Source organism: Rhizobium sp. KDH_Rht_773_N (genome assembly GCF_052946295.1).
Genome location: NZ_CM129525.1, coordinates 704,309 through 719,061 on the forward strand (window position 1 = coordinate 704,309; position 14,753 = coordinate 719,061).

15 protein-coding genes are annotated in these 14,753 nt (G+C 65.0%); 5 read left to right on the top strand and 10 right to left on the bottom strand.

Going from position 1 to position 14,753, the window contains the following annotated elements; translation table 11 throughout:
* Positions 1–129 precede the first annotated feature (129 nt).
* The gene (locus ACU8HS_RS03680; protein ID WP_112756561.1) at positions 130–2,487 is read right to left on the bottom strand and encodes a putative monovalent cation/H+ antiporter subunit A; all 2,358 of its coding nucleotides are present in this window, start codon (positions 2,485–2,487) and stop codon (positions 130–132) included.
* Between the two features lie 122 nt (positions 2,488–2,609).
* Entirely contained in the window at positions 2,610–2,813 is a 204-nt protein-coding gene (locus ACU8HS_RS03685; protein WP_112756563.1) for a hypothetical protein, read from the bottom strand.
* A 215-nt stretch (positions 2,814–3,028) separates the two neighbouring features.
* Here ACU8HS_RS03685 and msrB point away from each other — a divergent pair, with 215 nt between their 5' ends.
* Positions 3,029–3,442 (top strand): peptide-methionine (R)-S-oxide reductase MsrB, encoded by a 414-nt coding sequence (gene msrB / locus ACU8HS_RS03690; RefSeq protein WP_112705446.1) that lies wholly within the window; start codon positions 3,029–3,031, stop codon positions 3,440–3,442.
* Positions 3,443–3,487: 45 nt separating this feature from the next.
* On the opposite strand, the gene ACU8HS_RS03695 is transcribed toward msrB, so the two are convergent.
* The 6 genes from ACU8HS_RS03695 to ACU8HS_RS03720 all read right to left on the bottom strand — a co-directional run bounded on the left by ACU8HS_RS03695 (position 3,488) and on the right by ACU8HS_RS03720 (position 7,518).
* Positions 3,488–4,555, bottom strand: a complete 1,068-nt coding sequence (locus ACU8HS_RS03695; protein ID WP_112756565.1) for an FAD-dependent oxidoreductase — start codon at positions 4,553–4,555, stop codon at positions 3,488–3,490.
* 18 nt (positions 4,556–4,573) lie between these two features.
* Positions 4,574–5,272, bottom strand: a complete 699-nt coding sequence (locus ACU8HS_RS03700; protein ID WP_112705448.1) for a pentapeptide repeat-containing protein — start codon at positions 5,270–5,272, stop codon at positions 4,574–4,576.
* Between the two features lie 105 nt (positions 5,273–5,377).
* The gene (locus tag ACU8HS_RS03705; protein WP_112568616.1) at positions 5,378–5,887 is read right to left on the bottom strand and encodes a GNAT family N-acetyltransferase; all 510 of its coding nucleotides are present in this window, start codon (positions 5,885–5,887) and stop codon (positions 5,378–5,380) included.
* 99 nt (positions 5,888–5,986) lie between these two features.
* Positions 5,987–6,655, bottom strand: coding sequence for a PAQR family membrane homeostasis protein TrhA (gene trhA / locus ACU8HS_RS03710; RefSeq protein WP_112568614.1), 669 nt, complete (start codon positions 6,653–6,655; stop codon positions 5,987–5,989).
* A 120-nt stretch (positions 6,656–6,775) separates the two neighbouring features.
* Positions 6,776–7,096, bottom strand: coding sequence for a TraR/DksA family transcriptional regulator (locus ACU8HS_RS03715; protein WP_112568612.1), 321 nt, complete (start codon positions 7,094–7,096; stop codon positions 6,776–6,778).
* Positions 7,097–7,107: 11 nt separating this feature from the next.
* A complete protein-coding gene (locus tag ACU8HS_RS03720) occupies positions 7,108–7,518 on the bottom strand; it encodes a universal stress protein (RefSeq protein ID WP_112568610.1) in 411 nt (136 codons plus the stop codon).
* Between the two features lie 198 nt (positions 7,519–7,716).
* On the opposite strand from ACU8HS_RS03720, the gene ACU8HS_RS03725 reads away from it, so the two are divergent.
* Both ACU8HS_RS03725 and ACU8HS_RS03730 read left to right on the top strand, forming a co-directional pair.
* Entirely contained in the window at positions 7,717–8,697 is a 981-nt protein-coding gene (locus tag ACU8HS_RS03725; protein WP_447015420.1) for a VOC family protein, read from the top strand.
* A gap of 246 nt (positions 8,698–8,943) precedes the next feature.
* Positions 8,944–11,766, top strand: a complete 2,823-nt coding sequence (locus ACU8HS_RS03730; protein WP_447015421.1) for a phospholipase D-like domain-containing protein — start codon at positions 8,944–8,946, stop codon at positions 11,764–11,766.
* A gap of 78 nt (positions 11,767–11,844) precedes the next feature.
* Here ACU8HS_RS03730 and ACU8HS_RS03735 read toward each other — a convergent pair whose 3' ends face one another.
* Positions 11,845–12,918, bottom strand: coding sequence for an aldo/keto reductase (locus ACU8HS_RS03735; protein WP_447015422.1), 1,074 nt, complete (start codon positions 12,916–12,918; stop codon positions 11,845–11,847).
* A gap of 96 nt (positions 12,919–13,014) precedes the next feature.
* Here ACU8HS_RS03735 and ACU8HS_RS03740 point away from each other — a divergent pair, with 96 nt between their 5' ends.
* The gene (locus tag ACU8HS_RS03740) at positions 13,015–13,917 is read left to right on the top strand and encodes a LysR family transcriptional regulator (protein WP_447015423.1); all 903 of its coding nucleotides are present in this window, start codon (positions 13,015–13,017) and stop codon (positions 13,915–13,917) included.
* On the opposite strand, the gene ACU8HS_RS03745 is transcribed toward ACU8HS_RS03740, so the two are convergent.
* Positions 13,889–14,149 carry a LysR family transcriptional regulator gene (locus tag ACU8HS_RS03745; RefSeq protein WP_112568601.1) on the bottom strand — a complete coding sequence of 87 codons (261 nt, stop codon included), beginning with the start codon at positions 14,147–14,149 and terminating at the stop codon, positions 13,889–13,891. The two genes, ACU8HS_RS03740 and ACU8HS_RS03745, sit on opposite strands and share 29 nt — an antisense overlap.
* Before the next feature lie 142 nt (positions 14,150–14,291).
* Here ACU8HS_RS03745 and ACU8HS_RS03750 point away from each other — a divergent pair, with 142 nt between their 5' ends.
* Complete coding sequence (locus ACU8HS_RS03750; RefSeq protein WP_447015424.1) at positions 14,292–14,750, top strand: MarR family winged helix-turn-helix transcriptional regulator; 459 nt, start codon at positions 14,292–14,294, stop codon at positions 14,748–14,750.
* Positions 14,751–14,753: the final 3 nt, after the last annotated feature.

The window sequence follows — 14,753 nt, forward strand, 5'->3', positions numbered from 1 at the left end:
TCGCCGATCTTGCGCGCCTAGCCTCTCCTCTCTCATCCCTGTGACAAGCACAGGAATGAGAGAGGATGGTGGCTCGGCGCGCTGACACAACTGCCGCATTTGCAGCGAAGAGCTTTGAAAAAACCCGCCTCATGTCCCCTCCCCGTCAGGATCGTTGGCAGCAAGCTTGCGCTCCGTGTTCCCACGGATGCGGATGAGCGCGAGGATGGCGAGCCCCGTCACCGCCACGACGGCGATTTCGCCGAGCGTATCCGTGCCGCGGAAATCGACGATGATGACGTTGACGACATTGGCGCCGTGGGCGATCAGCTTCGAATGGGCGTTGAAGAAATCGCTGAGCGCCGTATCGAACGGGGCCTCGGTGGCGCGCATCAGGAGCAGCGCGAAGCCGAGGCCGCAGGCGAGCGAAAGGGCGATATCGAAAAGGCGGCGGGCGCCGTGGCGCGGATCGGTCGGCGACAGGCGCAGCCGCGTCATGACGAGCGCGAGAATGACGACGGCGAGCGTTTCCACCATGAACTGGGTGAAGGCGAGATCGGGGGCGCCGAAGAGCAGGAAGATCAGCGCGACGGCAAAACCCTGAATGCCGAGCGAGACGATCGCCGTCAGCCGGTCGCGGGCGATCAGCACGGCGACGAGGCCGAACAGGGCGATCAGCATGATGCCCGCTTCGTGGGCGCGCAGGCCCGCGGGCCAGGCGAAACCGGCCGGCAGTTCGGCGTAAGAGACGAGCGGCACGAGCAGGATCGCCGCGACGCAGAGGAAGGTGCAGGCAACGTAGACATCGAGCCGCCCCGGCTGGACGATGGCGATGACGCGGTGCGCGAAACGGACGAGCCCGGCAATGAAATGATCGAAACCGCGGTCCGGGCCACGAACGGAATGCAGGAGATAGGCGACCAGGGTCCTGATACGGTCGAGCTGCCAGTAGACGGCGATGCCGAGCAGGATCGTCAGCAGCGACAGGGCAAGCGGCACGCCGATATGCGGGACGAGCGAAACGGAGACCGCCCTGGGGGTGCCAGCGACGGCGGAGGCCATGGGCGCCGAAACCACGCCATGGGTGATGCCGGAAAAGAGCGCGGCGAGCGGGCCGGCCAGCGCAAGCACGGCCGGGCCGAGCCAGAGCAGGACCGGCGCCTCATGCGGATGTCTGGGCGTTTCCACCAGCCTGCCGGCGAAAGGTCTCAGCCCCACCGCAAAGGCGATCGCAAACATCAGGGCATTGCCGAAGACGGCGACGGCCGTCACCAGAATGGAATAGGGATCGCCGCCGGCAAGAGCGGTGTAGATTTCCTCCTTGGCGAGGAAGCCGAAGAAGGGCGGCAGGCCGGCCATGGACAGGGCGGCGGCCATGGCGATCGTGAAGGTCAGCGGCATGGCACTTCGCAGGCCTCTCAGCCGCGTGATGTTGCGCGTGCCGGTTTCGTGGTCGATGATGCCGGCGACCATGAAGAGCGCGCCCTTGAACAGCGAATGCGCCACCAGATAGAGCACGGCCGCCTCGATGGCACAATCCGAGCCGAAGCCGGTCAGCAGCACCAGCAGGCCGAGGGACGAGACGGTCGTATAGGCGAGTTTCAGCTTCAGGTCCGTCTGGCGGATTGCCAGCACCGAGCCTGTGGCGAGCGTCATGGCGCCGAAGACGGGCAGCAGGACTTCCCATGCGGGTGTCGCGCCCATGACCGGGTTCAGCCGCATCAGCAGGTAGACGCCGGCTTTCACCATGGTGGCGGAATGCAGGTAGGCGGAAACGGGGGTCGGCGCCTCCATGGCGTTCGGCAGCCAGAAATGGAAGGGAAACTGCGCCGATTTGGTGAAGGCGCCGCCGAGCACCAGCAGCAGCGTGGCGAAATAGAGCGGGCTGCCGCGGACGACATCGCCGAACTGCAGCAGGTCGGAGAGCTGCGCAGCGCCGGTCACGCCCCAGAGAACAAGCAGGCCGGCAAGCAGCAGCAGCCCGCCGCCGCCGGTGACGACGAGCGCCTGCAGGGCGGCGCGGCGCGCCGCCTCCCGCTCATGGTCGAAGCCGATCAGCAGGAAGGAGGTGATGGAAGTAAGCTCCCAGAAGACGAAGAACATCAGGAAGCTGTCCGACACGACGACGCCGAGCATGGCGCCCATGAAGAGGAAGATGAAGGAGAAGAACCGGCCCTGGTCCGGATGGCCCTTCAGATATCCGCCGGCATAGAGCACGATCAGCGTGCCGATGCCGGTAATGAGCAAAGCGAAGGTGAGCGACAGACCGTCGAGGAACCAGGAAAAGCGCACGCCCAGGGCCGGCACCCAGTCGTAACCGCCGGTTACGGCCTTGCCGCCGGCGACTTCCGGCACGAGGCGCAGGAAATGCAGGAAGGCGAGCAAGGGGGCTGCGGCGAGCATCCAGGCGCCGCCGGCGCCGAGGGCGCGGATGACGACGGGAGCGGCAAGAGCTCCGATCGGCGGCAGACACAAGGCCAGAAATGTCAGAGCCGTGACATCGGCCATGCCCCCTCCCCGTTTGCCGGTTCAAAGCCGGTAAAAACAGTCCGTTTCCATGACTTAGGCGAAACGGCAGGGCGCCTCAAGCAATTTCGGGCGCAGGAGATAGCCCGATCGGCGCCCAGGGCTCAGGACAGGCGCGTCGCAAGGCGGGAAACGGAACCGTGCAGGATGAAGAACAGGAGCGGCAAAGGCCAGAAAAGGCAGGCGATCAGGCCGGCAATACGGTGGACGGTCCAGCGGTCGTGGTTGACCCAGCCTTCCAGCAGGGTCACGCTGAAAGCGATCGCGGCAACGGCGCCGTAGAGAACGATCATCAGAGAGTGGAACACCGGTTGTCCCCGAAAAACACACTATTAAGCTTAATGGCACAGTAACGATAAGGCACGGGTGATTCGTCGTCTTCCCCCAAATTGGGTAGATGGCAAATTGGGCCTTGCGGCGACAGGCCCGCGCGCCAGGCCCGCTTGCGGACTTGATCAATCGTGCCCAAGGCACCACATTTGCGCACGAAAAGAGATTGCCCCATCGGCGAAAGGAGCACTCCATGGCCGAAACGACGACCACACCCAAAGTTCACAAGACCGATGCCGAATGGAAGGAGCTGCTGACCCCCGAGCAGTATCGCATCACCCGCCAGCACGGCACCGAACGCGCCTTTACCGGTCCCTACTGGGATTCCTTCGAGACCGGCCTCTACCGCTGCGTCGGCTGCAATGCGCCGCTTTTCCGCTCCGACACGAAGTTCGACGCCGGCTGCGGCTGGCCGAGCTATTTCGAGCCGGTCTCCGCCGATGCCGTGACCGAACATCGCGACACGACCTATGGCATGGTGCGCACGGAAATCCGCTGCGGCAGCTGCGAGGCCCATCTCGGCCACGTCTTCCCGGACGGGCCGCCGCCGACCGGCCTGCGCTACTGCATCAACGGCCATGCGATGGTTTTCGAGCCCGGCAAATAAAGGCCTGCGCATGACGGAAGAGCGGACCTCACCGGGTCCGCTTTTTCATTTCAGGCCGGCGGCCGGGACGAGCGGCGGGCGGCGCCCCTCCAGCACATGTTCGGCGGCAAGCCGCCCGAGCAGCGGCGCCAGAATGACGCCGGGATGACCGACGGCGACATAGGCGCCCTCGACATCGGGCAGGAAGCCCAGCCGCGGCAGGCCATCGGAAAAGACGGGACGATAACCCGCGGCGGCCTCCGCCAGCGCCACGCCTTCGGGCAAGATCAGGCGCTCCTGCATGACCTCCAATATCCGCTGGCCCATCCGTTCCGGCGCGTTTTCCTGCCGATCGTCGATATAGGATTTGGCGACGTGCAACCTGTTGTCCGGCGACTGGCGGATCTCGAGACCGGGACCGCGCAGGATGCGGGTTACGACAGGCGCCGCGCAACTGTAGCGCAGGATGATCGAGGGCGAGGCTTCGACGCCGGTCCGGAAACCGAGATTTTCGCACAGCCGGTCGACGGATGTTCCGCCCGCCAGGATGACGAGATCGGCCTCGATCGCGCCATCGGCCAGGCGCACGCCCCGCACCCGGCTGCCCGAAAGGACGAGGCTTTCGACCTTGCGGCCGAAGGTGACGCTTGCGCCGGCGGCGTCGATCAGGTCCCGCGCCAGCCTTGCCGGATCGAGCGCGAGATCGCGCGGCGAGAAGATCGCGCAAGCGGGAGGCTGGCGCAGCGCGGGCTCCCATGCGGCAACCGTTGCAGCATCGACCAGCTCGACATCGGCGCCCGCGCCGCGATGGGCTGCTGCGAAGGCTTCGGTCCCGGCGACGGTTTCAAGCCAGAACAGCGAGCCGGAACGTGCGGCGGCAAAGGCGCCGGGCAGATCGGCCTGCAGGCGGGCATATTCGGCGAGCGCCTCCCGCACGAGGGCATAATTTGCCGCTCCCGGCACGACATTGACGATATTCACCCAGCCGAAGGCGCGCGCCGTCACGCCGCTGCCCGCCTGCGCGCCCTCGTCCACCACATGGACGGCTGCGCCGCGGCGGGCGAAATGCAAGGCAAGCGCGGCGCCGACAATGCCGGCACCGACAATGACGACGCTTATCTTTGCGGATGCCATGGCAGACACTCGCCTGAGCTAATCCTGCTCCTGCGGGCAAGGCCAGCTCGAAGGGACCGAAAGGCCGGAAGGCAGTTTGGTGGAGGAATCGCCGCAGGCAAGGTCGATCTGCGCCTGCTGCAGGCCGATGGCGGCGGACAGGTCCATGCCTTCGATACGGGTCAGGAACATGAAGGCGCGGTCGAAGGTGATCGGGCCGTCATATTTTGCGCCGGTCAGATCGGCGCGGGAGAGATTGGCGAGCGCGAAGCTGACGCCCGTCAGGACCGCCTTGTCGAAATTGGCGCGGCCGAGCTCGGCTTTCTCGAAATTGGCCCCGGTCAGCCGGGCGCCGGTGAAATCGGCCCGCTGCAGCTCCGCGCCGACAAAGCTCGCGCCGTCGGCCACGGCCCCGGCGAAGGTGGAGCGGTAGGCCTCGATCTTGCCGAAATTGGCGCCCTCGACGCTGGCGCCGGCCAGCGAGGCGCGCACCAGGGTGGCCTTTTCCGCATTGGCGGATTTGAGGTTGGCGCCGCCGAGATCGGTCAGCGAAAAATCCGTGCCGGCAAGGTTGGCGCCCTGCAGGTCGCTGCCCTGCAGCATCAGGTTCTTCTTGTTGCATTCCTGCCAGTCGAGTTCGGGCGATGCCGTGCTGCCGCAGCTGGCGGCCATTGCCGGCAGCGAACAGGCCGCGACGGCCAGGAAAGCAGAAAGACCGAGCACCGAGCGTCCAAACATCAACCTCTCCTCCGCGAGTCGCGTCACCACAGATTCCTACAGGACGCAGACTAGGATAAAAATATGGTTAGTCCTTGCCGCCAATCAATCTGGAGGCGGCGGGGCTCAGGCTTTCGGCAGGCGCAGTTCCATGCAGGTCAGGTCCAGCCAGCGGCCGAATTTGATGCCGACCTCGGAAAACGTGCCGGCGATGCGGAAGCCGAGCTTTTCGTGAAGCTTGATGGAGGCCGTATTTTCGGCCTCGATGCCGGCGATCATGACGTGGATGCCGGCCGCCGTTGCCCGCTCGATCAGTGCGCGCATCAGCTTTTCGCCGATGCCGGCGCCGCGGCAATCCTTGTCGACGTAAACGGAATGTTCGACCGTGTGGCGGTAGCCGTCGAAGGCGCGCCAGTCGCCATAGGAGGCGTAGCCGGCGACCTTGCCGTCCATTTCGGCGACGATGACCGGAAAGCCCCTGCCCTTGCGCGCCCTGAACCATTCCAGCCGGTTGTCGAGATCGACGAGCGTCTCGTTCCAGATCGCCGTCGTATGTTCGACGGCGTGGTTATAGATATCCCTGATGGCAGGAAGATCGGCTTCGGCGGCGTCCCGGATGAGAAGGCTATCGGTCATGTGGCAGGCCCGGCTGGCAATGGTCTTGTTCGATTGATCGCGTCTGCCGGGGCATACGCTGCGCCGGGGCCGATGTAAACGCCGGATATCGGCCCGATGTCAGAAGCTTGCGACCGGCAGGCTGAAGCAGGTCAGCACGGCCGAATAATGCACGGCGGCGGCAGCCACCACGAAGCCGTGCCAGATCGCGTTCTGGAAGCGCAGCCGCTCCCAGACATGGAAGACGACGCCCAGCGAATAGATGATGCCGCCGATGACGATCAGCAGCATGGACGCATAGGGAATGCGCGAGGCGACGGGTTCGGCCACCAGCACGCCGCTCCAGCCCATGGCGAGGTAGAGCAGGATCGCCAGCCGGTCGTACCGGCCCGGAAAGACGCATTTGACGAAGATGCCGAAGGCGGCGATCGCCCAGATGAGGATCAGCATCCAGAACAGCAGCGGATCGTCGGCGCCGCGCTCCAGGAAGGGCGTGTAGGTGGCGGCGATCAGGACGAAGATCGCCGAATGATCGAACCGGCGCAGATACCATTTGGTGCGCGAAACCGGCCAGATATTGTAGGAAAAGGAAATGGCGAGCGTCAGCACCAGCCCGACGCCGTAGACCCAGGCGGCAGCGAGCGCGCCGGCGGGGCTCCAGAGGGTGGCGTAGAAGATCAGCACGGTCACGCCGATCAGGGCAAAGAACAGGCCGACGCCATGGACGATACCGTCGGCGATCAGCTCGTATCTGTCGTAGGCCCAGCGAATGCCGTTGAACTCGCCCATGCACGCGCCCTTACTCAGAGTAAGGGGATCGTCGCACCGAAACGGCCGGGGCGCAACCGGACGCCCGGCAGCACCAGGTTAAATCTTTGTGACAGGCGCTGCCCGTTCTTGATGGCGCGCCTATTTGCCGGCCGCACAATCCTCGCAGAGCGGCGTGTGCGGCAGTACCGCAAGGCGGGCCTCGGAGATCTCGGCGCCGCAGCGGGCGCAGGTGCCGTAAGTGCCTTTGGCAATGCGTTCGAGGGCGGCGTCGATGGCGCGCAGTTCGTCCTCGCCGGCCTGGCCGAGACCTTCCAGCACTTCGTCATTCTCGTTTTCGATGGCGCGGTCCTCGTCATCGGCCGCCCTGGTGCGGCTGAGATCCGTATCGATCCTGCGCAGCCGCGCCGTCAGTTCGTGCCATCGGTCGCGCAGGATCTTTTCCTGAAGTTTCATATCCATGGCTGCCTGCCCTAACGATCCACCAGCACGGAGCACTTGGCGTGGCGCACCACGCGGTCGGCGGTGGCGCCGATGAAGTAGTTGTAGAAATCGGGAATGTGCGAGGCGATCATGATCAGGTCGGCGCCGTGGCTTTCGGCAGCGGCAAGGATGCCGTTGGCGGGCGGGCCGTTGCGGACTTCGACGGTGGCCCGGATGCCGGTCTTGGCGACAAGCTCGTTCAGGCGATCGCGGCCTTCCTTCATGGCGTCCTCGACGATGTTTCCCGGCAGTTCGATCGCGACATAGGTCGGAATGTCCTCGACGACGTTGAGGAGGATGATCTCGCCGCCGGTGTCGAGCAGCTTTGCCGCCTTGCGGAAAATCCTCTCGCCTTTCTCGATGCCGCCGATTTCGATGGGAACGATGATCTTCCTGTACATGCGATCCTCCTTGAGGCGTTGCTCTTCACCGACAACTTCCTCCCTAGATAGATAAAGCGCATTGACTGATATCAAGTGGGGGACCCCCGATCGTCAACGTTCGCAGAACGCTTCATCCTCAAAAACGGGTCTTCTGTGAACAATGCGAATGCGCCATATAGGAGGCAAGTACAGCGGCCGAGGGGAGCTTGGAGGCGAATGGACCGGCGACAATTCCTCGCGCTCGCTACGGGCGGCACATTTGCCGCCACCGCCGGTACGCCTTTCAATTCCCGAGCCAGTTCGATGGCCGGTTCCAGGGCAGGAGATCCCCCGATGACATCGACCGAAACGTCCTATGCGCTGACGCGCCCTGCCTATATCGACCAGTCGCATCTGGTGGTCAAAGATCTGGCAGCGGTTTCCGGCTTCTATCAGAAGATGCTCGGCCTTTCGGTTATCGAAAAGACGGCGAGCGGCGAGGTTCTGGGTGTCGCGGGCCTGCCGCTCCTGACGCTGACAACGGATGGCAAGGCGCGCGAGGCCCCCCGCAACGCCGCCGGCCTCTTCCACACCGCCTTCCTGATGCCGGACCGCACCGAGCTGGCGCGCTGGCTGCGCCATGCCGCCAACAACAATGTCGTGCTCGACGGCGCCTCCGACCATCTGGTCAGCGAGGCGATCTATCTCTCCGATCCCGAAGGCAACGGCATCGAAATCTATGCCGACCGGCCGCACGACAGCTGGAAGTTCCACCCCGACGGCATGGTGGAAATGGCGACGCTGCGGCTCGACCTGCAGGCGCTCTACAACAGCGCGCCCGACGACGCCTGGACCGGCATGGCCGACGGCACCGCAATCGGCCACATCCACCTGCAGGTCGGCGATATCCCGCAGGCGGACGTCTTCTACCGCGACGTGCTGGGTCTCAAGCTGATGGCGCGCTATCCGGGCGCGAGCTTCTTTGCGAGCGGCGGATATCACCATCATCTCGGCGCCAATATCTGGAACAGCCGCGGTGCCGGCAGGCGGGCCGAACATATGACCGGCCTTTCCGACTACAAGATCCGCTTCAACGACAGGCAGACGCTCGACAGGGCCGTCGCCAGGCTCGACGAACTGGAGATCGCCAGCGAGAAGCGCGACGGCGGCGTCTTCCTGAAAGACCCGTGGGGCATCGGGCTCACGCTCTCCGTCTGAAAAACTGTCTCCCAAGGCGTCGAAAGGACCGTTCCGGCATCCCGCCGGGCGGTCCTTTCCCTTTTGCGCCTCTGCCCGGTTGAGCGCCGGCTTGCGTGTCCGGGGCGGCCGCAGGAGCCGGGCTCGACGCCATCATGCGCCTGTAATAAACTGGTCGTATCGTCCAAGATTACAACCCTCAATAGATTTCGCAGCCAATCCCATCGTATACCGACGAAATGTCCGCCAGCGGACGGAGGAGGCAGAATGACAGTGGAGGATTCCCAGCGCGTCCGGCAGGTCGCCGAGCAGGTCGCGGCCGCCAGCCCGCCGGATGTGCAGGCCGATATCAATGCGCTGATGCGCAGCGCGCAGAAGCCCGGCTGGCTGGACGAGGCCGGCCGCGCCATGAATGTCCGCTACGGCGGCATGCGCGCCTTGATGAACCGGGACCAGCCGGTCGAGGAAGGGGTCGATATCGGCCCGCCGCCCGTCGGCGACCTGGAAACGATCGTCTTTGCGGTGGGCACGCCGGTCTTCCTCGTCAGGAACAATGCCATCGACATCGACAGCGCCCGCGAGGAAGCCAGGGCCTGGCGCCGCATCCTGACCGACAACGCCGCCAACCTGAACCGGACCATGGTTTCGATCGGCCGTGTCGACGTGACCAATGCCGACCGCGACTATGCCGGGACGGCCTGGGTGATCGACGACGGTCTGGTCGTCACCAACCGCCATGTGGCCAACCTTTTTGCGGAAGCCAGCGGCACCGGCTTCAAGTTCAAGATCGGCTTCGACGCGCGCCACGAAATCGGCGTCAACATCGATTTCCTGGAGGAATACGGCAACCCCGCCAGCGACGAGGTGAAGATCGAACGCATCGTCTGGGTGGCGCCCGAAAGCGGGCCTGACGTTGCCTTCCTGAAGCTGGAGCAGGCATCCTCGCCGGTCGGCCGCATCAAGCTCGACCTTGCCTCGGAGGCGCCGGTGCGCAACCTGCCGGTGGCGGCGATCGGCTATCCCGCCAGCGATTCCCGCTTTTCCGACCAGCGGCTTGCCGAAAAGATCTTCGGCGGCGTCTTCACCAAGAAGCGGCTTGCAGTCGGCAACCTGCTGGCCGCCGACGAGAACCGCGTCACCCATTCCTGCTCCACGCTCGGCGGCAATTCCGGTTCGCCGCTGCTCGACATCGGCACCGGCAGGGTAATCGGGCTTCACTACAGCGGAACCGAATTCATCGAGAACGACGCGGTGCCGGCGGCCGTTCTGCGGCGCTGCCTGCAGCGCGCCCGCGGACTGCTTGCGCCATTGAACGGGGAGATCATCATGAGCACCAACGAGGGAAGCGGAAGCGGCGCAGGTGGCGGCGGCGGCAAGGTGACGTTCACGGTGCCGCTGAAGATCACCGTCGAACTGGATAGCGCCGCGCTGCAATCCCCGCTCGCAGGCGGAGCGGCCGGCTCCCCTTCGGGGCCGTCCGTCACCGTCAGCGCAGCCGGTCCCGGCGGCAATGCGCCGCCGCCCTCGCCGATCGCCATGCCGACCAGGGAGCAGGTGCTGGCGGCGGTGCGCACCGCACGGTCGCTGCTTGCCAACCGTGACGACGTCGTTGCCATCAAGCCCGGCTATCGCTTCGAGAAAGGCGAGATCACCGATCAGCGCGCCGTGGTGATCGCGGTCAACCGCAAGCTTGAACCCGGCGCCCTCGAAGCGCGCGGGCGCACGAAACTGCCCGACTATATCGACGGCGTGCGCACCGACATTACCGTCGCCTCGGCGGAGGATCTGTTCGGCCTCGGTATCGAAGAGGCCGGGCAACCGAGCTGGCATACGAATTACCAGCCGCGCCCCGACCTGCCGCTGACCCGGCGCCCGGTCAACGGCAAATTCGTCATCCATACCGGGCCTGACGCAAGCTGGCCGCAGCTCGGCCCCTTCCTGTCGAAGACGCGCAGGTCGCTGGTCGTCGCCATGTACGATTTCGGGGCGACCAATGTCGCCAACGGCGTGCTCAACGCCGTCAAGGGCCAGGCCGAGACGATCGCCATGGTGCTGCAGATGGGCGGCAAGGTGCATGAGGGCGACCTGACGGATGCCGAGGCGGTCGCGCAGATCCGCGACGCGAAGGGCAGCAAGTTCGATTTCGCGCCAGCGAGCGTCGGGAGAAACGGCATCTTCGATTCCGCCTACCATATCAAGGTCGCCGTGCGCGACCACAGTGCCATGTGGCTTTCGAGCGGCAACTGGCAGAGTTCCAACCAGCCGAACGTGGCGCCCTTGACGAACAAGGACGACGCGGCATCGGCGCTCAGGCTCTACAATCGCGAATGGCACGCGATCCTCGAAGATGCCGGGCTCAGCAAGCTCTTCGAGGACCATATCCTGCGCGACCTCGAAGAGGCCAAGACGGTGACGGAGGCCGGGCTGGTGGCCGAACAGCTGGTCTTCCTGCCGGCCAACCTCGCCGTCGACACGCTGGAAGCGCCGCAAAAGCCGCGTTACTTCGAGCCGCTGACCGGCGAACGGACGATCGACGTGCAGCCGATCCTGACGCCCGACAACTATATCGACACGGTACTGCCGTTCATCCAGTCGGCCAGGAGCCGGATCTACTTCCAGAACCAGAGCTTCAACACGAAGACGGTGGGCGACGGATATCGGCGGCTGCTCGACGCGCTGCTGGAAAAGCAGACGGGCGGGCTCGACGTGCGCATCATCTTCCGCAGCTTCGGCTCCGAGGACCGCGACGTCATCAGCAACGCCAAGGATTACGGCTTCGATACAAACAAGATCCGCAAGCAGAAGAACTGCCACACCAAGGGCATCATCATCGACAGCGAAGCGGTGCTGATGGGCAGCCATAACTGGACGACGGCCGGCACCGGCTTCAACCGGGATGCGAGCCTGATCTTCTACGATGCTGAAATCGCCAAATTCTACGAGGAGATCTTCCTCTACGACTGGAACCGTATCGGCCCGGCGAGAATAGACGAAAACCTGCCGCCGCCGGTGCTCGCACCGGCCGGCGGAGAGACGGCACCGCCCTCCGGCTACATCGCCGTCCCGCTGTCGATGGCGCTCGGGCGGTAAGGCCGGCGCCTTGCTCCGGACGGCAATGGCGCCGTTGCCGGCGCCATCGTCATTCGCCGCCGCGGCGCCCTGCCCGGTTCAGCGGCGGGGCTCGATCGTCACCTCGCCGAACATGACGCCGCGCGTCAGCGGCTTGGCGAGGAAATCGTGCGGGAAGCCGAGGACGATGGCGCTCGCTTCGGCAAGGCGGGCGCGATGTTCATCGGACAGCACGGTTTCGAGCGCGCCGAGATTGTCTTCGAGCTGGGCCATGGTCTTGACGCCCATGATCGGCGACGTGACCGCCGGATTGGCCAGCGTCCAGGCAAGCGCCACCTGCGCCGGCGTCCGGCCGGTTTCGGCGGCGACCTGCTTCACCACGTCGGCAATGGCGAGATTGCGCTCCGTCAGTGCGCCGTTGCCGGCGGCGACATTCTTGCGGGTGCCGACCGCACTTGCGGTGCCGGCGCCAATATCGAGATCGGCGCGGCTGTATTTGCCGGTCAGGACGCCCATGCCGAGCGGCGACCAGGGGATGACGCCGAGGCCGAGTTCCTGCGCCATCGGGATCAGGTCGCGCTCCACCGTGCGCTCGATCAGGCTGTATTCGATCTGCAGCGCCACGAGCGGCGCCCAGCCGCGCAGGTCGGCAAGCGTCTGCATGCGCGAAACCTGCCAGGCGGGCGTATCGGAAATGCCGGCATAGACGATCTTGCCGGCACGGACGAGATCGTCCAGCCCGCGCATGACCTCCTCGGCCGAGGTCGTGAAGTCCCAGGCGTGCAGGTAGAAGAGGTCGATGTAATCCGTGTTCAGCCGCTTCAGGCTGTCTTCCACCGAGCGGACCATGCTGCGGCGGTGGTTGCCGCCGGAATTCGGGTCCTTCGGGCGTGAGGTGATCGTGTATTTGGTGGCGATGACGAGTTCGTCGCGGCGGCCTTCGGCAAAGCGGCCGACGAGGGTTTCGGACGTGCCGCCCGTATATTGGTTGGCGGTATCGATGAAATTGCCGCCGCGATCGACATAGGCGTCGAACATGCGGCGCGATTCCTGTTCGTCCGCACCCCAGCCCCAGTCGGTGCCGAAGGTCATGGCGCCAAGCGAAAGCGGCGAGACGCGCAGGCCGGAGCGGCCGAGCAGGCGGTAGCGGTCAAGGGACAATGTAGCGCTCATGGGAAATCTCCTCTTGTTGCAGAGGGAAGATGCGCCTTGCCGATACTGACAACAATGCTACATTATCGGCATGGCTTCTTTAGAAAAGAGAGCATAATGCGCGGGAGCGACTATGCGGAACTGAAGGCTTTCGCGGCGGTTGCCGAACAGGGCAATTTTGCCCGCGCGGCCGCGCGGCTCGGCATGTCGCCTTCGGCGCTCAGCCAGACGATCCGCACACTCGAGGAGCGGATGGGCATCCGGCTGCTCAACCGCACGACGCGCAGCGTCGCACCCAGCGAGGCGGGCCGGCGGCTGCTGGCGCGGCTCCTGCCGGCGCTGGCCGATCTGGACCAGGCGGTGGCCGACGTTGCGGCGCTGCGCGACAGGCCGGCCGGGCTGCTGCGCATCAACGCACCGCGCGTGGCGATCGTCCACAGGCTTGCGCCGCTGGTCGCGCCCTTTCACGCGGCCTATCCCGACATCGCCCTCGACATTATCGTGGACGACAAGCTCTCCGATATCGTGGCCGAACGTTTCGATGCCGGCATCCGGCTGGGCGAGATGGTGGAGAAGGACATGGTGAGCGTGAAACTCGGCGACGAGATGCGGCTCGTCGTCGTCGCCTCGCCGGACTATGTCGCGCGCCACGGCATGCCGGAAACGCCGCGGGAGCTGCGCGACCATGCCTGCGTCGCGTCCCGCTGGCCGACGGACGGCAGCCTCTACCACTGGGAATTCGAGCGCGGCGACGAGAAGCTGGAAGTGGCGGTCTCGGGGCCGCTCAGCACCACCGACAACGACCTGATGCTGCGCGCCGTGCTCGACGGCGTCGGCATCGGCTATCTCTTCGAAGAGCATGTGACGGATCATCTCGCCGCCGGCCGGCTGGTGAGGATGCTCGACGACTGGACGCCGCCCTTCCCCGGCTTCCACCTCTATTATCCAAGCCGGCGCCAGATGCCGCCGCCGCTGCGCGCCTTCGTGGATTTCATCGGGCGCCGGCGATCTCGCTCCTGAGCTTCTGATAGTCCGACAGGATCTGCCGGCCCCATTCGAGCGCCTTTTCGCCATCGGGCGTCAGCCCGAGGTAGCGCCGGCCGCGAAGGATGAGCGTGGTGTTGAGGTCTTCCTCCAGCCGGCGGATCGCCGCCGAAAGGGTCGGCTGGGCGACGTTGCAGGCTTCGGCCGCGCGGGCGAAGTGCTTTTCTTCCGCAAGGGTGACGAAGAAGGAAAGGTGTCTGATCTGCATGGCTGGGGCATCCTCTTTATCGTTATATTTCTAGAAATATATCGACTGTGAATTCAAGCTTTTCGTTACGCGCCGCCGAGAAATATAGTTGACTAGGAAACAACACCAATGTAGTTTCCTAGTCAACAAAATGGAGCCCGTCATGACGCATCCGCCCGTCCCGGCGCTGACCACGCATCTCGGCTACTGGCTGCGGATGGTTTCGAACCAGGTGTCGCTGGCATTCGCAAAAAGGCTGGAGGCGAAGGACGTGACCGTCGCCGAATGGGTCGTCATGCGCGAACTCTACGATGTCGAAACGCTCGCCCCGAGCCGGCTTGCCGACCGACTGGGCATGACGCGCGGCGCCATCAGCAAGCTTGCCGAACGGCTGATCGCCAAGGCGCTCGTCGCGCGGGACGCAAGCCCCGCCGACGGGCGGGCGCAGACGCTGCGGCTGACCGGCGAAGGCCGGCTGCTGGTGCCAGAACTGGCAGCCCTCGCCGATGCCAACGATGCCGCTTATTTCGGCCACCTGACGCCTGCGGAAAGAAAGGCGATGGAAGACATGCTGAAGGCTGTCGCCAAGCGGCAGGACATACGCACGATACCGGTCGAATAGGCC

Coding starts and splice junctions, on each gene's coding strand:
- ACU8HS_RS03725 (WP_447015420.1), top strand. CDS start 7,717: ATGGACCGGCGACAATTCCTCGCGCTCGCTACGGGCGGCACATTTGCC.
- trhA (WP_112568614.1), bottom strand. CDS start 6,655: ATGGGCGAGTTCAACGGCATTCGCTGGGCCTACGACAGATACGAGCTG.
- msrB (WP_112705446.1), top strand. CDS start 3,029: ATGGCCGAAACGACGACCACACCCAAAGTTCACAAGACCGATGCCGAA.
- ACU8HS_RS03695 (WP_112756565.1), bottom strand. CDS start 4,555: ATGGCATCCGCAAAGATAAGCGTCGTCATTGTCGGTGCCGGCATTGTC.
- ACU8HS_RS03745 (WP_112568601.1), bottom strand. CDS start 14,149: ATGCAGATCAGACACCTTTCCTTCTTCGTCACCCTTGCGGAAGAAAAG.
- ACU8HS_RS03720 (WP_112568610.1), bottom strand. CDS start 7,518: ATGTACAGGAAGATCATCGTTCCCATCGAAATCGGCGGCATCGAGAAA.
- ACU8HS_RS03740 (WP_447015423.1), top strand. CDS start 13,015: ATGCGCGGGAGCGACTATGCGGAACTGAAGGCTTTCGCGGCGGTTGCC.
- ACU8HS_RS03715 (WP_112568612.1), bottom strand. CDS start 7,096: ATGGATATGAAACTTCAGGAAAAGATCCTGCGCGACCGATGGCACGAA.
- ACU8HS_RS03730 (WP_447015421.1), top strand. CDS start 8,944: ATGACAGTGGAGGATTCCCAGCGCGTCCGGCAGGTCGCCGAGCAGGTC.
- ACU8HS_RS03705 (WP_112568616.1), bottom strand. CDS start 5,887: ATGACCGATAGCCTTCTCATCCGGGACGCCGCCGAAGCCGATCTTCCT.
- ACU8HS_RS03680 (WP_112756561.1), bottom strand. CDS start 2,487: ATGGCCGATGTCACGGCTCTGACATTTCTGGCCTTGTGTCTGCCGCCG.
- ACU8HS_RS03700 (WP_112705448.1), bottom strand. CDS start 5,272: ATGTTTGGACGCTCGGTGCTCGGTCTTTCTGCTTTCCTGGCCGTCGCG.
- ACU8HS_RS03750 (WP_447015424.1), top strand. CDS start 14,292: ATGACGCATCCGCCCGTCCCGGCGCTGACCACGCATCTCGGCTACTGG.
- ACU8HS_RS03735 (WP_447015422.1), bottom strand. CDS start 12,918: ATGAGCGCTACATTGTCCCTTGACCGCTACCGCCTGCTCGGCCGCTCC.